General features: G+C 42.0%; 17 protein-coding genes. 3 read left to right on the plus strand and 14 right to left on the minus strand.

Features of this window, described 5'->3' with window-relative positions; genetic code table 11:
* The coding region (locus H5202_RS07530; RefSeq protein WP_182771538.1) for an acyl-CoA dehydrogenase at window positions 1–1,364 on the plus strand (1,364 nt) is incomplete at its 5' end.
* 193 nt (window positions 1,365–1,557) lie between these two features.
* Here H5202_RS07530 and H5202_RS07535 read toward each other — a convergent pair.
* From H5202_RS07535 to H5202_RS07595, 13 genes are all read right to left on the minus strand, one after another.
* Window positions 1,558–1,722, minus strand: a complete 165-nt coding sequence (locus H5202_RS07535; RefSeq protein ID WP_182771539.1) for a hypothetical protein — start codon at window positions 1,720–1,722, stop codon at window positions 1,558–1,560.
* An 81-nt stretch (window positions 1,723–1,803) separates the two neighbouring features.
* Window positions 1,804–2,148, minus strand: a complete 345-nt coding sequence (hypA, locus tag H5202_RS07540) for a hydrogenase maturation nickel metallochaperone HypA (RefSeq protein ID WP_182771540.1) — start codon at window positions 2,146–2,148, stop codon at window positions 1,804–1,806.
* Window positions 2,148–3,155 carry a hydrogenase expression/formation protein HypE gene (hypE, locus tag H5202_RS07545; protein WP_182771541.1) on the minus strand — a complete coding sequence of 336 codons (1,008 nt, stop codon included), beginning with the start codon at window positions 3,153–3,155 and terminating at the stop codon, window positions 2,148–2,150. The genes hypA and hypE overlap by 1 nt, the downstream gene beginning before the upstream one ends.
* Window positions 3,145–4,272: a hydrogenase formation protein HypD gene (gene hypD / locus H5202_RS07550; protein WP_182771542.1), complete on the minus strand. Its 1,128-nt coding sequence runs from the start codon at window positions 4,270–4,272 to the stop codon at window positions 3,145–3,147. Before hypD ends, hypE begins: the two co-directional genes overlap by 11 nt.
* Window positions 4,269–4,511, minus strand: coding sequence for a HypC/HybG/HupF family hydrogenase formation chaperone (locus H5202_RS07555; protein ID WP_182771543.1), 243 nt, complete (start codon window positions 4,509–4,511; stop codon window positions 4,269–4,271). The genes hypD and H5202_RS07555 overlap by 4 nt, the downstream gene beginning before the upstream one ends.
* Before the next feature lie 2 nt (window positions 4,512–4,513).
* A complete protein-coding gene (gene hypB / locus H5202_RS07560; protein WP_182771544.1) occupies window positions 4,514–5,233 on the minus strand; it encodes a hydrogenase nickel incorporation protein HypB in 720 nt (239 codons plus the stop codon).
* A gap of 270 nt (window positions 5,234–5,503) precedes the next feature.
* A complete protein-coding gene (gene hypF / locus H5202_RS07565) occupies window positions 5,504–7,915 on the minus strand; it encodes a carbamoyltransferase HypF (RefSeq protein WP_182771545.1) in 2,412 nt (803 codons plus the stop codon).
* A 55-nt stretch (window positions 7,916–7,970) separates the two neighbouring features.
* Window positions 7,971–9,971, minus strand: coding sequence for a NiFe hydrogenase (locus H5202_RS07570; protein WP_182771546.1), 2,001 nt, complete (start codon window positions 9,969–9,971; stop codon window positions 7,971–7,973).
* The gene (locus H5202_RS07575) at window positions 9,958–10,512 is read right to left on the minus strand and encodes a hydrogenase maturation protease (protein ID WP_182771547.1); all 555 of its coding nucleotides are present in this window, start codon (window positions 10,510–10,512) and stop codon (window positions 9,958–9,960) included. The genes H5202_RS07570 and H5202_RS07575 overlap by 14 nt, the downstream gene beginning before the upstream one ends.
* Before the next feature lie 15 nt (window positions 10,513–10,527).
* A complete protein-coding gene (cybH, locus tag H5202_RS07580; protein WP_123777574.1) occupies window positions 10,528–11,196 on the minus strand; it encodes a Ni/Fe-hydrogenase, b-type cytochrome subunit in 669 nt (222 codons plus the stop codon).
* Window positions 11,197–11,226: 30 nt separating this feature from the next.
* The gene (gene hyaB / locus H5202_RS07585) at window positions 11,227–12,930 is read right to left on the minus strand and encodes a nickel-dependent hydrogenase large subunit (protein ID WP_182771548.1); all 1,704 of its coding nucleotides are present in this window, start codon (window positions 12,928–12,930) and stop codon (window positions 11,227–11,229) included.
* A gap of 2 nt (window positions 12,931–12,932) precedes the next feature.
* Window positions 12,933–14,069: a nickel-dependent hydrogenase small subunit gene (hyaA, locus tag H5202_RS07590; protein ID WP_182771549.1), complete on the minus strand. Its 1,137-nt coding sequence runs from the start codon at window positions 14,067–14,069 to the stop codon at window positions 12,933–12,935.
* Window positions 14,070–14,925: 856 nt separating this feature from the next.
* Entirely contained in the window at window positions 14,926–15,618 is a 693-nt protein-coding gene (locus tag H5202_RS07595; RefSeq protein ID WP_259397231.1) for an NAD(P)H-binding protein, read from the minus strand.
* A gap of 313 nt (window positions 15,619–15,931) precedes the next feature.
* On the opposite strand from H5202_RS07595, the gene H5202_RS07600 reads away from it, so the two are divergent.
* Both H5202_RS07600 and H5202_RS07605 read left to right on the plus strand, forming a co-directional pair.
* Window positions 15,932–16,765, plus strand: coding sequence for a hypothetical protein (locus H5202_RS07600; protein WP_182771550.1), 834 nt, complete (start codon window positions 15,932–15,934; stop codon window positions 16,763–16,765).
* Window positions 16,766–17,032: 267 nt separating this feature from the next.
* Window positions 17,033–17,869, plus strand: coding sequence for a mechanosensitive ion channel family protein (locus tag H5202_RS07605; RefSeq protein WP_182771551.1), 837 nt, complete (start codon window positions 17,033–17,035; stop codon window positions 17,867–17,869).
* Window positions 17,870–18,596: 727 nt separating this feature from the next.
* Here the strand turns inward: H5202_RS07605 and H5202_RS07610 are convergent.
* The gene (locus H5202_RS07610) at window positions 18,597–18,950 is read right to left on the minus strand and encodes a YkgJ family cysteine cluster protein (RefSeq protein ID WP_182771552.1); all 354 of its coding nucleotides are present in this window, start codon (window positions 18,948–18,950) and stop codon (window positions 18,597–18,599) included.
* Window positions 18,951–19,263 lie beyond the last annotated feature (313 nt).

Raw genomic sequence — 19,263 nt, forward strand, 5'->3', positions numbered from 1 at the left:
CAGCCGGTGTAGCGTTATGTATCAACGCACATGCAAATGATCAATTAAAACAAACTTATTTACCTAATTTATATTCTGGCCAATGGGCTGGCGCAATGGACATGACCGAGCCACATGCAGGTTCTGACTTAAAAGGTATTCGTACCAAAGCAGAGCCACTTGATGATGGCAGTTATTCTATTACCGGTAACAAAATTTTTATTACCGGCGGCGATCATGATTTAACCGAAAACGTCATCCATTTAGTATTAGCAAAACTACCAGGGTCGAAAGGCATATCATTGTTTATCGTGCCTAAAATCAGCGTTAATGCTGATGGCAGCTTAGGTGAAGCAAATGGCGTCACTGTGGGTTCTATTGAGCATAAAATGGGTCTTAAAGCATCTGCTACCTGTGTGATGAACTACGATAACGCTAAAGGCTTTTTAGTTGGCGAACCTGACCGCGGTTTGGTGTGTATGTTCACTATGATGAACTACGAACGCTTAGCCATTGGTTTACAAGGTTTAGGTAACGCACAAGCAGCTTATCAAATGGCCAGTGATTACGCTAAAGACCGCCTACAAGGTGTTGCTGCAGCAGGGTCTGCTACTGGTGCAACGTCAGATCCGATTATTGTTCATGGCGATGTACGCCGCATGTTACTCACTATCCGTGCGATGACGGAAGCGGGCAGAGCATTATCGGTTTATACCGGTAAGCAGTTGGATTTAGCAAAGTATGCCAGCGGTGATGTGCAAGCAAAAGCGGCTAGGTATGTTGGTTTACTTACACCTGTTTCAAAAGCATTTTTAACCGATCGCGGTTTAGATGCTACGGTTATGGGTCAACAAGTATTTGGTGGTCATGGTTATATTCGTGAAACGGGGATCGAGCAGTTTGTTCGTGATACCCGTATAGCACAAATATACGAAGGCACTAACGGTATTCAAGCAATCGACTTTTTAGGCCGTAAAATTACTTACGATAATGTCGCCACTCTGACTGAATTTGTTGCTGAAGTGAATACAAGTCTTACGCAATTAACCCAGGCTAATCCTGAGCACAAAGCGATGGTAAGCCAAGTATTTGCGGAGTTGCTAACCACGGCTAACTACGTCAATGACAACAAGAAAACTCAACCAGCACTTGTTAATTCTTGTGCGGTAGACTTCTTAGACGCCTTTGGTTATGCCCTATACGGTTACTTCTGGTTATTGATGGCCGACAAAGCGTCAAGCCATGAAGATACGAGTTTTGCTGCACAAAAGCAGTTTGTTGCTAACTTCTACATGGATAAGCTGTTATCAAAATCTCAGTATCATTTATCACAAGTTAATCAGGGTGATAAATCGATAATGGCAATGCCTGCAGAAATGTTCTAAATCTATTTCCAATGTAACAAACTAATAAGCCTTCCATTGGAAGGCTTATTTTTTGACCGCCTTTTGAAAGCCTATAGATAGCAACTTTTCCAACGACTTACTAACCAACGTAAGTAAGCAATGTTTACTTACGTTGGTCCAGTAGACTATTTAAGCTTTAGTATCGCAGGCGTGTTGATTCCACATTGGGCAATTACTTAGTACGCTTCCAATAGATAAACGCCACAAGTGCCACAAGTGCAATGGCGGGTGTTAATTGAATTAAATGGTGAAACAGTCCAACACCACCATGTCCCTCATGTGCCATAGCAATAGATGGAATAGTGGCAAGGATAAAGGCAATTGATAAGTATTTCATGGTGTTGTCCTTCTATTTTTAAGGTATTTCTGGTTATTAGGTTAGGGTATTTCAATATCACTATTGGATAAAAATTCGTCTTTACGTGTCCATGACAAGCTGCATTAACATCATGTCTTCACCGTCAATCACCGTAGTGTTATTTGACTGGCAAATAGGGCATACAATGGTTCGTTCAGCTACTTGCGATTGTTGGTCGCATTGATTGCACTGCAAAACTAATGGCTGAACATTAATAATGAGTCTTGCTTCATGACAAACACTGTCTAATTTAAAGGTTTCAAATGCTGTCGACAGTAGGGCTGGCTCAACGCCACTTAACACCCCAATTTTAAGCTCAACTTGCTCAATTCGTGTGGCTTTATGCTGCTGTGCAAGTGCTTCACATTGTTCCATTAATGACATCACAATCGAGTATTCGTGCATTAACAAATCCTTGGCAATAATTCACCTTGTGGTAAATCTAAATAGCGACTGCTGCCCCAAGGCGTTTTTAGCACCACTTTACCAGGGTGATGGTCGGTAACTTGGCCAATTATCGCTGCGTGTTCACAGTGTCCATAGCGCTGCATAACCTCAATTGCACCTTCGGCTACATCCATTGGTAAAGCCATAATAAAGGTGCCTTCATTGGCTAAATCAAAAGGTTCAAAGCCAAATAGTTCACATAACCCTCTAACTTCATCACAAATGGGAATGCTGACTTCCTCGACATCAATACCAATCTTAGATGCTTTGGCCCACTCATTTAGCACAGCAGATAACCCACCGCGAGTAGCGTCTCGCATGGCATGAATATCAATATTTGCCACCAATAGTTGCTCAATAATCGGCCATAGCGTATCGCAGTCACTGCGTAACTCAGATTCGAGTGTTAAGCCATCACGGGCCATTAAAATTGCTGCACCATGACAACCAATATCACGGGAAACGATAATAGCGTCGCCGACTTGTAAATTACGTACTGAGATATCAGGATGTAAAATACGCCCTACACCAGAGGTATTGATAAACAGTCCGTCAGCACATCCTTTGGGCACCACTTTAGTGTCACCGCAAACGATCCGCGCGCCTGATTTGTGTAATTCAGCTGCCATGCTGTTCACAATAGTGGTTAAGTCATCCAGTGGAAAACCTTCTTCAATAATAAAACTACAGCTTAAATATTCGGGTTGTGCAGCCATCATGGCTAAATCGTTAACCGTGCCTGCAATCGCGAGTTTGCCAATATCGCCACCAGCGAAAAATAACGGTGAAACGGTAAATGAGTCGGTGGTAAAAGCAATATGGCCACACATATTCAATTTGGCCGCATCTTCTTGAGAAGTTAAAATTGGATTATCAAAGGCTTTAAAAAACAGATCGTGGATCAATTGGTCCATTTCTTTGCCACCACCACCGTGGCTAAGTTGAATCGTCTTTTTAGTTGTCATGATTAACTTCTCCATAGCGGTAATAAGCATTACACGCGCCCTCTGAGCTCACCATGCAGCTGCCCAGCGGCGTTTGTGGCGAGCAGCCTCGACCAAACACTTTACAATCTTTAGGGTTACCTAAACCTCGCAAAATATCACCGCACATACAGGCTTTATGGTCGTCAATTTCGGTTGTCGGTAATACTTTTGCATAAATGCGTTCGGCATCGCGATGATGATATTCAGGGCGCAATGTCAGTGCTAAATTGGCTATAGGGCCTAATCCGCGCCAGCGAAAGCTGTCGCGTACCATAAAATATTTGTCGACAAGTTGCTGAGCGGCAATGTTGCCCTCGTAACTCACTGAGCGGCTGTATTGGTTATCAAGCTCCGCTTTGCCTGCCACTTTTTGGCGCACAATGCGTAAAATGGATTCCATTACATCTACCGGTTCAAATCCAGATACCACAACCGGGGTTTTATATTGGTCGACAGTAGATTGGTAAATTTGAGCACCACTAATTACGCTTACGTGGGCTGGACCGATAAAGGCGTTTACCTTGCTGCGGCTGTCAGACATCACGGCATCAATGGCAGGTGGAACTAGGACATGGTTAATATGAAATAAAATATTGTCTATTTTTAGCGCTTCGGCCTGTGCCAGTAATGCGGCAGTCATTGGCGTTGAGGTTTCAAAACCAATAGCGAAAAAAATCACCGTTTTGTCAGGATTATCTTGGGCAATTTTCAAGGTGTCCAATGGATCGTATATAGGCCTAATATCGCAGCCTTTAGCACGAAACTGAGCCAAACTGCCCATTGAGCCCGGTACTCTGATCATGTCGCCTAAGGTCACTAAAATGGTATCGGCTTGCGAGGCAAGGGTAGCAGCATGGTCAATTCGCTCTTTGGGCATAACGCAAACAGGGCAACCAGGACCGTGAATAAAGTGAATGTTGTCGGGTAACAGCTGTAATAAACCGTACTTCATAATGGTATGGGTATGGCCACCACACACTTCCATAATGTTAATTTGCTCAGTTGTTTTGGCCGCTTGTTGAGCAATCAATTGCGCTAAATGACGAATAGTTTGAGGGTCTCGAAACCCTTGATAAAAGTCATTGAGGCTAATCATTGCTCAGACTCCAATGCCATCTCAGCGACAATTTGTTGATATAAATCGAGGCTTTCTTGCGCATCATTGTGGTCAATTTTATTCATCACAAAACCAATATGAATCAATACGAAGTCGCCGATTGCTAGCGGGTCACATATTAAATGACAACTCACACGTCGTTTTACACCAAGTGTGTCAACAGTAACTGTTGCATCATCATGAATTTCAACTACTTTAGACGGTACTGATAAGCACATAGTTAATATTCCTTATGTTCATCGAACCATGTCGCTAACACTTTCATTGAATCAGGATTTTTCACTGATACAACAAGTAACTCCACATCTGGATTCAATTTGCTTAACTGTGCTTTGGCCTCGTCAATACTAAAGTCAAAGTAAGGAAGCAGGTCAGATTTAGTGATAACCACTAAGTCTGCTCGGCGGAACATCACCGGATACTTCTCAATTTTATCGTCACCTTCAGGGACAGATAACAATACAATATTCTTATGGGTGCCAACATCGTAACTGGCAGGGCACACAAGATTACCGACGTTCTCGACAAAGCAAATATCAACATCATCTAAATTAATGTGATGCAGTGCACCGTGGACCATAAAGGCATCGAGATGACAGGCCGAGCCGGTTTGAATTTGATAGGCGTTAATACCTTTAGCAATTAAGCGGTCGGCATCGCGGGAGGTTTCAAGGTCACCTTCGATTACCGCATAGCGAGCATCAAGGTATTCATGTAAACATTCTAAAAGACTGGTTTTGCCGCTGCCAGGGCTACTCATTAGATTAAAGGCGCTAACCTGATGAGCCGCAAAATGATCACGATTATGCTGTGCTTCAACATCATTTTTATCCAATATCTTATGGATAACCGCTAAGGTCTTTTTATCGTTAAGCTGAGGATTACTATGAAGAGTATGGCCATGATCATGGGTAATCGAACATCCGCAATCTTTACACATGTTATGTTCCTTAACCTTATTGTTATTCTTATTAACTAGTGTCGGTTAAGTGGATAAGGGATTCTTTGATACACATCAGTTTTTGAAATAAACACGGTTAACAACACGATTATTGAGTTAATTATGTGACCGACACCTCAATTAAATGAAGGTCAACATTAATGTTGTAATGCAGTATTCGCGATACTTGTAAGTAGTCGTTTTATAGATAAAAAAACACCCGGGGCAATTCCCTTACATGGGTATCGATATCTTTAACCGTAGATAAATTTAAGCCATGTGATGTATGGCATACCACAGTTGGCCTAATGCTATACCGCCGTCATTAATGGGAATATGGCCGCTGGGTAACGTTTGCCGTTGGCCACGTTTACAATCATCAATACACTGGGTGAGTAGAACTTTGTTTTGAAAAACACCACCACAAAATACCTGTGGTAATTGGGGATATTGTTGGCCAACTTTATCCAGTTGCTGGCTAATACTCTTAATAAAATGCCAACATATTTGTCGGTTAATTAGAGGGTTATGTGGGTTTTGCACCGCGAAGTTCACTAGTTGAGTGATAAAGTCGCTACTGTGCCATTGAATAGGTGCTGACTCGGTGTTGCTTAAAGTGTTGAGTGTTACAGATAAAGGCTCAATATTTGATTCGCTATAATAGGCATTGGCTGCTGTTTCAATCATCATCCCAGCTTGACCTTCGTACTGTGAGCTGCCAATAAAGCCTAACGCCACAGCAACAGCATCAAATAAGCGGCCAACGGATCGACATTCAATACAATGACTATTGTTACGCCACAGTTTATACAAATTAGTCACAGCTATGCTGCCTAAATCCTCAATAGCGGCAATGGGGAGTGTAAGTACTTGTTCAAGCGGCATCTGTTCGAACAATAATGCCAGCAAGATCCTTACAGGGTGTTTAATAGCTTGCTCGCCGCCAATGAGCTTAAATGAACTAAAGTGGGCCACAGTGGTAAAACCGTCAATATCAGCCAGCATCACTTCGCTGCCCCATAATGCACCGTCATCGCCTAAGCCTGTGCCATCAAAACTGAATCCTAAAACTTGCTCAGTGCGCTGGTGCATCGCCATAACCGACAAAACGTGGGCGAAATGGTGTTGTATACCAATGCAATGAGATGGCAAAAGGTGATGTTCCGATTGGTAGTTTACCGCCCATTGGGTCGGCGCATATTGCGGGTGATTATCATGCACAATATGACTTGGGCTGAAGTCATACAAACGCTTAAACGTTGCCAAGCTTCGGCTAAAATATTGCTGCGCTTCGAGACTAAATAAATCACCGATGTGCGGTGATACAATCAGATTATCGGCAAAACCAAATGCGACCGTATTTTTTTGCTGTGCGCCAACAGCCAACACACTATTTTGGCTGTTTTGTAATATCTGTGAGTGCAGATTAATGGTTAACGGTGCGTAGCCTCGAGCTAAACGAATCACTTGCAGTTGCCCGTCAATCACTTGTACTACGCTGTCATCACATGCATTAATAATCGGCCTGTCATGGTCAAGGATCCCATCGACGACATGGCTTAAATGCAGTTCAATCTCGGCCTTATTACCAATAATGGGTTCACCGCTGCGATTGGCACTGGTAGCCACAATAGGGTTATGTAAACGCTGCATCAATAAATGATGTAATGGGGTGTAGGGTAAAAATACTCCAAGGCGATCAATGCCCGGTGCGAGCAGTGGACTCAGTCCAATAGGGGCACTATTTCCGCCATTCTCTTTACCATTATCTCTACCATCATCACCAACAACACGTTTGGTCATTAAGGTAATCGGCTTCTCAGGGCTGGTTAACACTTGCCATTCAGTTTCAGTGCCACTGACACACAATTTTGCTTGAGCCAAATTGGTTACCATTATTGCTAATGGCTTGGCGGGGCGTTGCTTACGCTGACGCAAGGCCGCAACGGCATCGTTATTGGTGGCATCGCAGACCAAATGAAATCCGCCTAAACCTTTAATGGCCACTATGCCACCACGGTTTATCATTTCAACGGCTTGCTCTAATGCCATTAACATCGATGAATCATAAAGGAACTCAGCACGAGCATTGATAACGCTAAAGGTTAATTGTGGGCCACAACGTGGACAACTCACGGGTTGTGCGTGGTAGCGACGGTTCAGTGGGTTGGTATAAGCAGCGCGGCAATCATCGCACATCTCAAAACCTGCCATGGCGGTGTTACATCTGTCATATGGCAGGGCGTTAATAATGGTATAGCGCGGACCGCAATTGGTGCAATTAGTAAACGGATATTGATAGTGACGGTTTTTAGGATCATTAATGTCGTTTAAGCAATCACGGCAAATACTCATGTCGGCGGAAATCGCTACATTTGCATGTTCGTCAGATGAGGCATGGCTTTCAATAATACTAAATTGGTCAAACAAACTTAATTGAGTTTGATGAGTAACCTCAATGGCATCAATTCGCGCTAATGGCGGAGGAGATTTAGCTAATGTATCGATAAACTGTTCAATCTGTTCGCTATTACCTTGTAAAACAATCGTCACCCCAAGGTGATTATTCAGCACACTACCGAGTAAAGTTAACTGATGAGCTAAACGAAACACAAAGGGGCGAAAACCGACCCCTTGCACAATACCTTTAACAATAATGGTAACTTGTTGTAATGGCTTCATAAGGACCCAATCTCATACAAGGATAAGCAATAACTGATATATCTTAAGATACCTTTTATCCGCGTCGTTGTTTGAGATATAGGCCACCAATTGCGATATTAACGCCATCTAAATCCAATAATGGATTGACCAGCAGCGGAAAATTTTTACCAATGCGTAATTGCACCCGCTCAGTTAGCATCGGATTAGCAAATTCGCTTCCAGCAATCACTAATTGTTTTACGCCAATATTTTGATCTAAATGTTCTACCCAATGGTTTAAGTAGTCAGCAAACGAGTCATGAAATGCAAACGCAAGTTTTGCTAAGTTAGTCTCGCCTGCCAACTTGAAACTCATTAATGTGCCCAGGGTTTTACACCAATTAAGGCTACGATGTGCAGCACCTTTGGTCAGTGGAAAGTCAATGCGCGGTGCATTATTGCCATGATGCGACATCGCTAAAGCAATAAATTTATCGGCCAGTTCCGTTACCGTCACTCGTTGAGCGGTTTCTATCGGATAAGCGCCAATAATCAGCGTTGCTACAGCCATTAACTGAGACAATGCACCATCGCCTGTTTGAATGTGCAGATCTAATAATTGGTTATATTCAGCAGGAAATACCTGCTTATATTTGTCTAACAGGCTTTTTTGTGGCGACTCAGACAAACTATGACAAATTTCATAACCTGATGTAGGCAACATAGGCAATTCGAAAAATAACTCCGGGTTACTTTGGCTGTCCAGAGTGACAATTTGGCAAGCATTGTGTTGGCTGAAATACAATATCGCTGCATGTTTTATAAACTGCGCTTTATGATGATTTTTATTGGGGTCACAGCGCAAAACTGCAGCATTCAATGCACATAAGCTGGTAGTGATGTCAGCTGTTGTAATTAAATCCTCTTCTGCGGACATAGCTAAAACAGGTGACAAAGCTGACGCTGAATTAGACGATTTAGCATCGTTGTCAGTGACTTGCCAATCAATGCCAGTCTTAGCACTTTGAGCATTAAACGTATGCAGGTCATCTTGGTAATGATGCTCATCATGCAAACAGGTAACGTTAGTGGGTAACGCTATGGTGCCATTACCTAGAATGGTAATGGGTAACCATTGTTGATTAATACTGGCTAAGCTCAGCGGCTCATTGAGCAGGGCTTCTTTGCTAGTTTGGGGATCAATATTTCGAGTAACGTGTAGCCAATTAATGCCTTTTTGGCGAAGCACTTCCGTGAGGATGACTAACAAACGATTCTCAGCAAATTGAATATCATACAGCGGCGCTGACAAACTGGGATGGTCGCTACTTGGTCGTACTCTTAGCAAGGGTTTTTCGATGCTAGATAACGCCAGCACTTGGCTGTCTGTAGCAATAAAATGGCTGTTTAAAGAATTTGGATTACAGACTAATATTCGAGGCCGTTGATATTTTATTGTTTGGGTTATTGGCGAATGAGTCTGTGATAAGTTTGAGACTTGCTCACCTACATTTGGCGTTATGGTTGAGGGTAATATGGTCGAGGTTACTGTTGTTGCCGGAGGGGTTAACCACAACGTAATCCCAAGAATAGGTATGGGTAGAGATTTCTCGCTGAGTAAGCGGTTTGCCATCGCCACTAGGTCGGACTGAGTTAACGATTTTTCATCACTGCTGAGTTTCTCATGCCCCATACAATGGTGACACTGCAGATTAATACTACCAAACGAAGCATGTTGGTTATCACCAAATTGTGGTTGGCAATGCTGGCAAAAAAACAGTGGTAACCCAGAGTGAAGCGGTTTTATCTTAAACGGTTTTCGTTGGCCACTGTGCCGGTCAATACGCTCAATGTGGGTCTCTAGTAACCACACCGACAACAGAAAATCACTGGCAATCTCATCGGCTAACGCTTCAAGTTGCGCTTGCGTTGCAAAGGCCTCAATAAAGTAACGTATTTTACTGGTTTGAGGCTCAGTTTCAGCGCCAATACTAATATTAAACTCGCTGCGTTCAAGATATTGATTACACAAGTGCTCATATAAGGGCACGTGCCGTTGGCATATAAAATCAAATCGAATGTTATGCATCGACATAGCAACCTCGCTTATAGGCGTCAGGAATAACCTCATCAACTGTAATATCTTTCACAATCTGCTGGCTAAACCCTAAGTCGGTTAAGTGGGTTAACAGAGCGTGTTCCATTAGCGGAATGGCGGCATGTAAATGTGGTGTAAGCCCTAAAGTCATTGGCTCAATCACGGTAGGGGTAACACCCAATACAAACGTGTGAGGTCTATCACCTACAATGTCCATCATGTTGAGTGTTTGCAGCATTTCCACTTCATGAGCACTGCCTTGCCAATCAATTTCAGCAGGGGCGTGATCAAAATCGAAAAAGTACACTTCACCAGGCTCCACACCAACACTGTTCACCGTATCAACCACAATTAAATGGTCATACTGGCTTATCATCGGAATAAGGCCTTGAGCTAAGGTGCCACCGTCGACAATGTCTATGCTGTCAGTCTGGTGGCTGAATTGGTATTTCTCTTTGATATAGTTGACAAAATGTACGCCGACTCCTTCATCGGCGTACAATACATTGCCTATACCTAACAGCAATATTTTTTTCACAATAATAGATTCACCTTATTTATGATCTTTGTGATAGTCATAGCCAGACACAATTGAGTCGACTGAATTATGTTTAAAGCGAATACCCGACCACACCGCCATATACACATGGATCACCACAAAAATAATGAAGGCCCAAGTGAGGTAATGGTGAAAGGTTCTAAGTGGTGCTAAGCCGCCACAAAGTGCGGTTAACCATGCTGATACATCGCCTAGTAACCCGCCTAAACCTAAGTGGTACACATTGGCGTACAGCACTAAGCCCGTGATACACACAATTAAAGCAACAAACGAAATTGCCACATAAGTCATAAACTGCAACGGCCCGTAAACCCCAGCTTTATGCAAATTACCCATCCAAAGATAGGATTTTAATTGTGTTATCCAGCTTTTTACACTCAGCACATCTTTAAACGAACGTCTTTCAATGTTATTGCGACTGAAGAAAAACAAATAAAAACGCACCAAAGTGATACTGGTGAGCACAAATCCAAAAATAATATGTGCAAACCGGATCCAACCTTGTACCAATACATCAGTGCTGGCAGGCGCCACTAAAAATGGCCACGAGATATAAAATCCGGTGATCACTAATACCAAAATGGCCAGAGCGCGTAACCAGTGAAATATTCGAATCGCTGGAGTAAATATTAGCTGCCGATTATGGGTTGCAATATGTTCCATACTTTTATCCTCCTACTCCATTACCTCTGATTAAAACCCATTTGGATCAATTTTAAATTGACCTAGGGTTTGTTTCTTGTAATCCATTACGTGAACTGAACACGCCATACAAGGATCAAAGGAATGAATAATGCGAATGACTTCTAACGGCTTAGTTGGGTCTTCAAGTTTCAAACCAATCAACGAAGCTTCGTATGGGCCCATTTTACCGTTAGCATCCACAGGGCCTGCGTTCCAGGTTGTAGGAACCACAGCTTGGTAGTTTTCGACTTTGGCGTCTTTAATTCGGATCCAATGACTTAACATGCCGCGAGGGGCTTCAATCATTGAATAACCTTCGTAAACGCGGTCTGGGTCAATTTCAGGCTTCACGTAAGTAGACTGATCCGACTGTATATTCACCAGTAAAGCATCAAAGGTTTGTAAACTGGCTTGACCAACCAACACCGTTTGCAACATACGTGCAGCAGTACGGCCTAAAGTGGTAAACAACGCCTCCAGCGGTAAACCTGTTCGAGCTAACAAACCATCAACTGCATTAACCACAACTTGATTGCCACGAGCATAGTTAACTAACAAACACGCTAGTGGACCCACTTCAACCGGTTCATCTTGGTAACGCGGAGACTTAACCCACGAGTATTTACCGTCGCCATTAATGGTGGGTAATTTGCCATACACGGTGTCGCGCTCAATAAACCCGGTGTAATCAGGAATGGTGGTTCCTTGATACGGATGTTGCGGGCCATCGGCTTTATACCAGGCGTGGGTCACGTCTTCTTTAATCAAACTTGGGTCGATATCCAATACATTGGCTAAATCACCGTGTAAAATGACCCCTTGGTTAAATAAGTACTCGCCATCGGATGTTATAAAATCTTCACCGCACAAGAAACTGTTAACATTTACGCCGCCAAGTACACTGGCTTCAGCGCCAAAAGCTTCTGCTGCCATCACAATATCGGCTTGATAAGCTCGCTCAATAAAGTCTTGTACGATAGCGTGTTTTTGTTTCCATTCTTGTAAACGGGCAGGGCTTAACATGTCACGTACTGAGGTTACGCCGCCCACAACAATAGACTGTGGATGTGGCGATTTACCGCCAAAAATAGCCAACATTTCAGCTGCAACACGTTGTACTTCGAGTGCTTTTAAATAATGCGATAACGCAATAAGGTTTTGTTCAGGACTAAAGCGATAAGTACCATTACCCCAATAGGCGTTTGCAAACGGGCCAAGCTTTCCGGTTTCGACTAACCCTTTTACTCGTGCCTGTACTGCTTTTAATTCGCCTTCACCGGCAGCAATTGGCGCATCAGAATATTTCATCGCCACTTTAGCGGCTAAGGCTGGGTCGGCACTTAATGCCGACACAACATCTACCCAATCTAGACCATGTAAATGATAAAAATGCACAATATGATCATGCATGTAGAGTGACGACTGCATTATGCTACGCAGGTATTTAGCATTAAGTGGGATCTTAACTCCGAGAGCATTTTCAACTGCCTCAGTACCGCAACGATAGTGCGAATAGGTACATACGCCACAAATACGCTGCACAATTAAGCCCACATCCATTGGAGTTCGGCCTTTTAAAATAACCTCAATTCCCCGCCATAAGGTCGACGAAGACCAAGCCTTGGTAATGACATTATTGTCATCAACTTCAACTTCGACACGTAAATGGCCTTCGATACGGGTGATAGGGTCGATAACGACACGTTTACTCATGATTATTCCTCCAAAGGCTTAGCAAATACGCTAGCAACTGCATGAGCGCCAATACCAACAACGGTGGCGCCTAAAATGACCGCACCAATGGTGTCAGCGGTGGCATCAATGCCATGTAAAAGTTGGCGTCCTAGCGGTTTTTCAAAGTCCGCCATGTCATCCCAAAAATTCGGTTCAGAGCACCCCATACAGCCATGACCCGCTAACACAGGCCAACTTGTGTGGTGGTTAAAGCGCTCCGTTGGGCAGTTATTGTAGGTATAAGGGCCTTTACAGCCGACTTTATAAAGGCAATAACCTTCTTTAGCACCTTCATCGCCAAATTCTTCAACAAACTCGCCAGCATCAAAGCGACCACGACGTTCACAGTTATCATGTACCCGTGCGCCGTAAGCCCATTTCGGACGATTAAACATGTCCAGCGCAGGTAACTTACCGAACATAATGAAATACATTAATGTGCCAACAATGTTCTTTTCACTCGGAGGACAACCGCCTAAGTTAATCACCGGCTTATCGACCACTTCATAAACGCCTTTTGCCCCAGTAGGGTTTGGCGCAGCGGCTTGTACACCACCAAAGGCCGCGCAAGTACCGACGGAGATAATAGCAGCAGCATTTTCAGCCGCTTCCTTAACAATGTGTAAACCTGTGTGGCCTTTACAGCCTACGGTTAAAAAGGTGCCGTTATTGGCGGTAGGCACCGCACCTTCAACGGCCAGTAAGTACCGACCTTTGTAGGTTTCCAGAGCGTGCTCTAGGTTCTCTTCTGCTTGCCAGCCAGAGGCTGCCATTAAGGTTTCGTGATATTCAAGTGAGATATGATCAAAAATCAATGTGTCTAGGTTGGGCGAATCGGTACGAATTAGTGACTCTGAACAGCCAGTACATTCGGCTAAATGTAACCAAATTAGCGGTACTCGGTCGGCTAATTCAGCCGCTTCGGCAACCAAATTACTAAAGGGTAGGGGCAAGGCAAACATTGCAGTGACCGATGCGGTCCACTTAATGAAGTCTCGACGAGATATCCCAAGGTTAGCCATTTTTTCTTGTAGTGACACGGGCTGACGTTGGGCAAATTGGCGTAAATAATCAAGGCGGTCTTGACCCTGTTTATAAAGGGCTGCATGTGTGTCCATGTTGATACCTTCTGCTTAAGTTAGCTCAGTGGCTAAAAATTAGTTGCAATCCATCGGTATCAATTTTAGAACTAGCTTAAAAATCCTCTTTGATATAAATCAACTAGTGAGATATCTCCTTAACATAAGTAGGGGCATATCGTCGAATTTATGATGTTGATCATGTTAACAAAAATTAAAATGGACAAAATGTCGCAGTTCCACCTTTTGCCGAAGCGTTTATCGACATGCCAGTTGAGGGGGTTTGGTTGAATTTTGTTCAATATAAAGGTGTTATGATCTGGGCTGAGAGATTTAGCCTGATCATCTTAGTCGTTTTTTGTTAACAAATGGCAAAAAGCGAGCAGATGAAACCAAAGGGCTGCGTTTGTGATTTTTAACTTTGTTATCTGCTATTTAGGTGAAAGCGCAACATTACATTAGTTCTGACCGATATAAGTGGTTAACCAAACGCTATAAAAATAATAACCAAAAATTAACCATCGTGCATGGCGAATATGTTGAATTTATGAGCGCACGACTGAACAATGTCGAGCCCGAAAAACGGCTCTCGAAATAGACGGTAATGATAAACACGACCCAGTCCTGAAATGGAACTTTTCTAAGCAATCATCAAGCTGTCTGGAAGTGTAATAGCTCGTTCAATCGTTAGTGAAATGGTTAGTGAAATGGTTAGTGCAATAAATCTAGCGCAATACTCAGGTGATAAAACGAATACAAAAACAACATAAATACTAGTGTAATAAAAGTCGACTATCCATTAATGTGCTGTTTTACATTCAATCAAACTCGTCATGTGCATAGCGGCACGGCAGATATTGAATGCTAGCCATTTCCGCCATAAATAAAGGCAAGGTTAAGCGACTGATAATGGTTCGGATAACGCTATAAAATCACTCCAATACAAATCTTCTACTCTAGTAGAGCGACTATTTTTCAATAGATTCATTGCCATAGAATTTCCCAACTTCTCAGCGGAGATACTTCTAAATTTATTAAAAGAGCCCATTAATAATGGGTCAAGTAATGGCATAACGGCAAGCGTTAACGCCTGTGATAAACCGTAGCGATTGGTTGGGGTCATGATCATAGATGGGTGAAACAAGCTCAGTCGCTCAAATCCCAGCTCTTTTAAGCCTTGTTCTAGTTCTCCCTTAGTCCGCAAATAAAATGAAGATGATGTCGGACTCACCCCTACGGAACTTAACAGTTGAAAATGACTAACCCCCGCTTTTTTACATGCTAAGGCAAAGTCTAGAACCGCATCTTTATCAATTTTGATGAATTCTTGCTTAGTCATTTTTGATGGTTGGCCAACACCCAATGCACAAATGGCGGTGTCGTGGCCAGCTATAAATGACGCATATGATGTTGGCGAAAAAATGTCTATTTGATGCTGAATGATTGACTCACCCACAATATTCTCAACAGGCCTTCTGCCAAGAAGCGTCAATTGTTTAACCGATGGCATCTTTGCGAGTGTCAATGCAGCGTTATTTCCTACAGCACCCGTCGCGCCAAGCATAATGATTTTAGAAGTGTTTGGCATATCGTCCTTTAATGATACTTACAGATAGCAAAAGGTAATTAAGATTGTTACGCAATAAATTAACCTTTATTTTGCTCCAACAAAAGCAAAGTCATATTTTGCCTAACAAAGTCAGTAAATAGAAACCTAGCGAGAGTCTATAGCTTATTATGTTTATCAATAAGTTAATTTCATATTATGGATTAAACAGGACTTTCATTTTGTTTATTTTTGTAACATCATGACAACAACATAGTGTTTTTCCTCAATACAAATGCGTTTTGCCCAAACAACAATGACGTTAACGATGTCATTAAAAGGATGTTACTTACCCATGAGAGCCACTTATCTATTTTTGTTATGCTCATTGCTCGTGCCGATAGTTGCCAGCGCAAACAACTTACCAAACTTCCTGACGGCCGATTCTGATAAAGAATACCGTGCAACAATAAGTCATTTACGCGGTTTATTGCCCAAAAATGGCATTGAAGAAGTATTGCCAGGGTTAGCTTCACCATATGCTTTGCTTGATGTGCATCCTACAAAATTCTCCTCAGCAGAGGATAAAAATGATTTTGTTAACTTTAACTTAGGTGTAATGGGTCACGCGATATTTAAAGCCGATCCCAATTTTGTCACCAGTTTGCCCAATAGAGTGCTGTGCAATGAAAAATCATGTCGCGACCAAAGGCTTAAGGTCATCAACATATTGCTGAAACAGCAAGACCAAATCAGTGGTTTTTTTAAGGACAATGTCGATATCACAATTGTGCAGCGCTCAGATGATAATGTCTTTAGAGTCAATAACGCCTTTTTCACCCCAGCAGGCATCATTCAATATCAACCTTCAGCTGTGGCTGGGTTTGTACCTTCAGGGGAGCCCACTTACGTTAAAAATGTCACCAATATAGAAGCGTGTGATTTGTGCTCAACACGTTCAGCGAAGGTAAGAGACATTATGGGCAAGCACCATATCGCCGCGATGGTTAAAGAAAGTAACGGTGTAGTGAATATTTTTTTCGACGGCATTAGTAATAATCATTGGGGAGTTCAGCTAAGCGACAACTCAGATGTTAAGCCGGTAAAAGGTCAGCCAAATGCTCTGGGATATCAATATGATGATGTGATAGCGATAACGCCAACGATCCACTATTACCAAACTAACTAGAATGATCACCCGCTAAAATATTCACTTCTTTATTCCAAGTTTAAAAACACTTAAAACCATTAATGTCAGCTTCATTAATGGTTTTATTGCATTTATGAAATGCATTTTACCTAAGCTTAGGAAATGGTTAATGCCACACCAGGTTAGACCTCATGCTCTTATGGCCTATTTCCCTTGTTTTCTGATGTTATTCCTATAGAGTGACGGCCGGAATAGCAGTGATTCAGCATCAGCAGCATGAAAACATGACCCATATAGGTAACAGATTTGTTTGATAACATCGTTTTAACAGTCGATTTTCTTCTCGAACACAAATTATTATTAACAGTATTAATAATATTGCTTATCTCAGTGATTAAGCGCTTTATCCTTTCAAGAATTCGTGGCGATGTTGCGTTTCTTTCTGATGTGCAACGTAAATGGATGTCGCGTACTAAAAATGGCACTTCCATTTTAATCATCGTGATTTTGTTCATACTTTGGCAAACCGAAGTCAGCAAATTTGCACTGTCTGTTACCGCAATTGCCATTGCGTTAGTTATCGCGTCAAAAGAGATTATTCTTTGTTTTACGGGGTCAATTCAACGTGCGAGCTCTCGTTCATTTGTGATAGGCGATTGGATTGAAGTCGGTAAAATATATGGTCAAGTCATTGAACACAACTTAATGGCCACAGTGATCCAAGAGATCGACCTAGATAAAGGTCAATATCATTTCACCGGCAAAACCGTAACGTTACCAAACAGTATGTTTTTTACCTATGCGGTAAAAAACCTCAACTTTATGAAACGCTATGTTTTCCATAACATTACCATTACCTTGGTGCAATTCGTTAATCTGTATCCGCTGTTTCCTGCGTTAACTCGCCAAATAGAACAGCATTGTGAAGACTTTATTGAAGTAGCCAAACGTTACAACAGCATGATAGAAAAACATGCCGGTGTAGATTTACCGGGCAGCGAACCGCATATTCATATCACCAGCGGCATCAATGGCGAGCAAAATGTTAATATCATGATTTTTTGCCCTACAGAACGCGCTATACAGTTAGAGCAGTTAATCAGAGAAGACTTTATGGCTGCCTTCCAAGAAACCTATAATTAGCATTATTTACCGCATAGGTACTTCATTTGTTCACTAACGGTATATAAGCAAACAAACTAAAGCATCAACGTAATACTGCAAAACATGGTTAATCTCAGGCTACAAAAAACGCTGAGATTAACCATGAAAATAACTTCACCTCACCGATGCTCAACACTTTTACTCAACTTTTACTCAACTTTTATCAATACTCTAATTCAATCCCCCGAATTCAACACTAATTCAATACTGCTATTTATCATCATTATTCAAACCCCGAATTCAACACTGCTATTCAATGACAGAAATTATTGCCCCGACTAGGCATATGTCAGTTAACCTAATCACATTAATCATCACAATATTTCACCGTTTATCAAGCAGTTCAATGCAAAATATTTATGCTAGATTGAATTCATAAACGTAACACTCTATGAAATAAAGCTGTTAAATAACAACTAAGTATCTTGCATGTTATGTTTTTGGAGCTCATTAAATCAATTTGGATTTCAGTGGTAGAAGCAGGGTTTAAAATACCGATATAACATGATAAGTGATCTATTTTTTAGCCATAGGTCGATAGCAGAGTAGTCGAAAGCAATAAATGGTGGTCTAGGTGTAAACGGCGGGGATGCATCAATGGTTATATATGGGGAAATAAGCTCAATATGTTGGCAAGTAAAAGCGTTGTATCACAACGGCATCGGCCATGTTAAGCAAATTCATGGGGAGCAACGTTGCAGTAAACTTACACTAATACTTGTCTGGTATTGGCTATGTAGTCATGGATTTTAGCTTCAGTTTTATACTCAATCATCTCTGTAGGTCGACAACCTTCAGGGCATGGCATCCGCGGTGTTGCGCCAAACATTCGGCATATCAATGGTCTTTCTTCATACACCTCACAACCATTTGGACCTAGGTGCACACAGTTCCATTCATTTAACGCCGCTTCATGTTCAGCGATCGTTTTTTCAGGCAGGCGTGACATTTCTAACGATGACGTCGTTACGGGTCCGCAACAATCGTGACAGCCAGGCTTACATTCAAATGAAGGAATACGGCTGCGGAGAAGGTCGAGTACCTCTAGGTTATTGTTCATAAGTTACTCTTATTTTTATTTTTATTTTTCATCATCATTATAGTCATATCGTTAATAAACTAAACATGACAATGCTTTTAAATTAACGGAGTGTGATCTTAAATGGATTATAAAGCGTTTACTTGCCTTATTTTCAGATAGGCTCCATTTAGGATTATTTGAAATGAATAATAGCAAAAGAATCCACAAATACTATATTTGTGCTTTATTTAGTCGCTTGTCGGTAATTAATAAAAGTGAGTAGGCATTGCACACTTTCAAATCGGCTGTAGAGTCATAATCAATAAAGGGGTTCAACTTTACGCTTAACTGA

It is taken from the genome of Shewanella sp. SG41-4 (assembly GCF_014164505.1).
Lineage (GTDB): Bacteria > Pseudomonadota > Gammaproteobacteria > Enterobacterales > Shewanellaceae > Shewanella.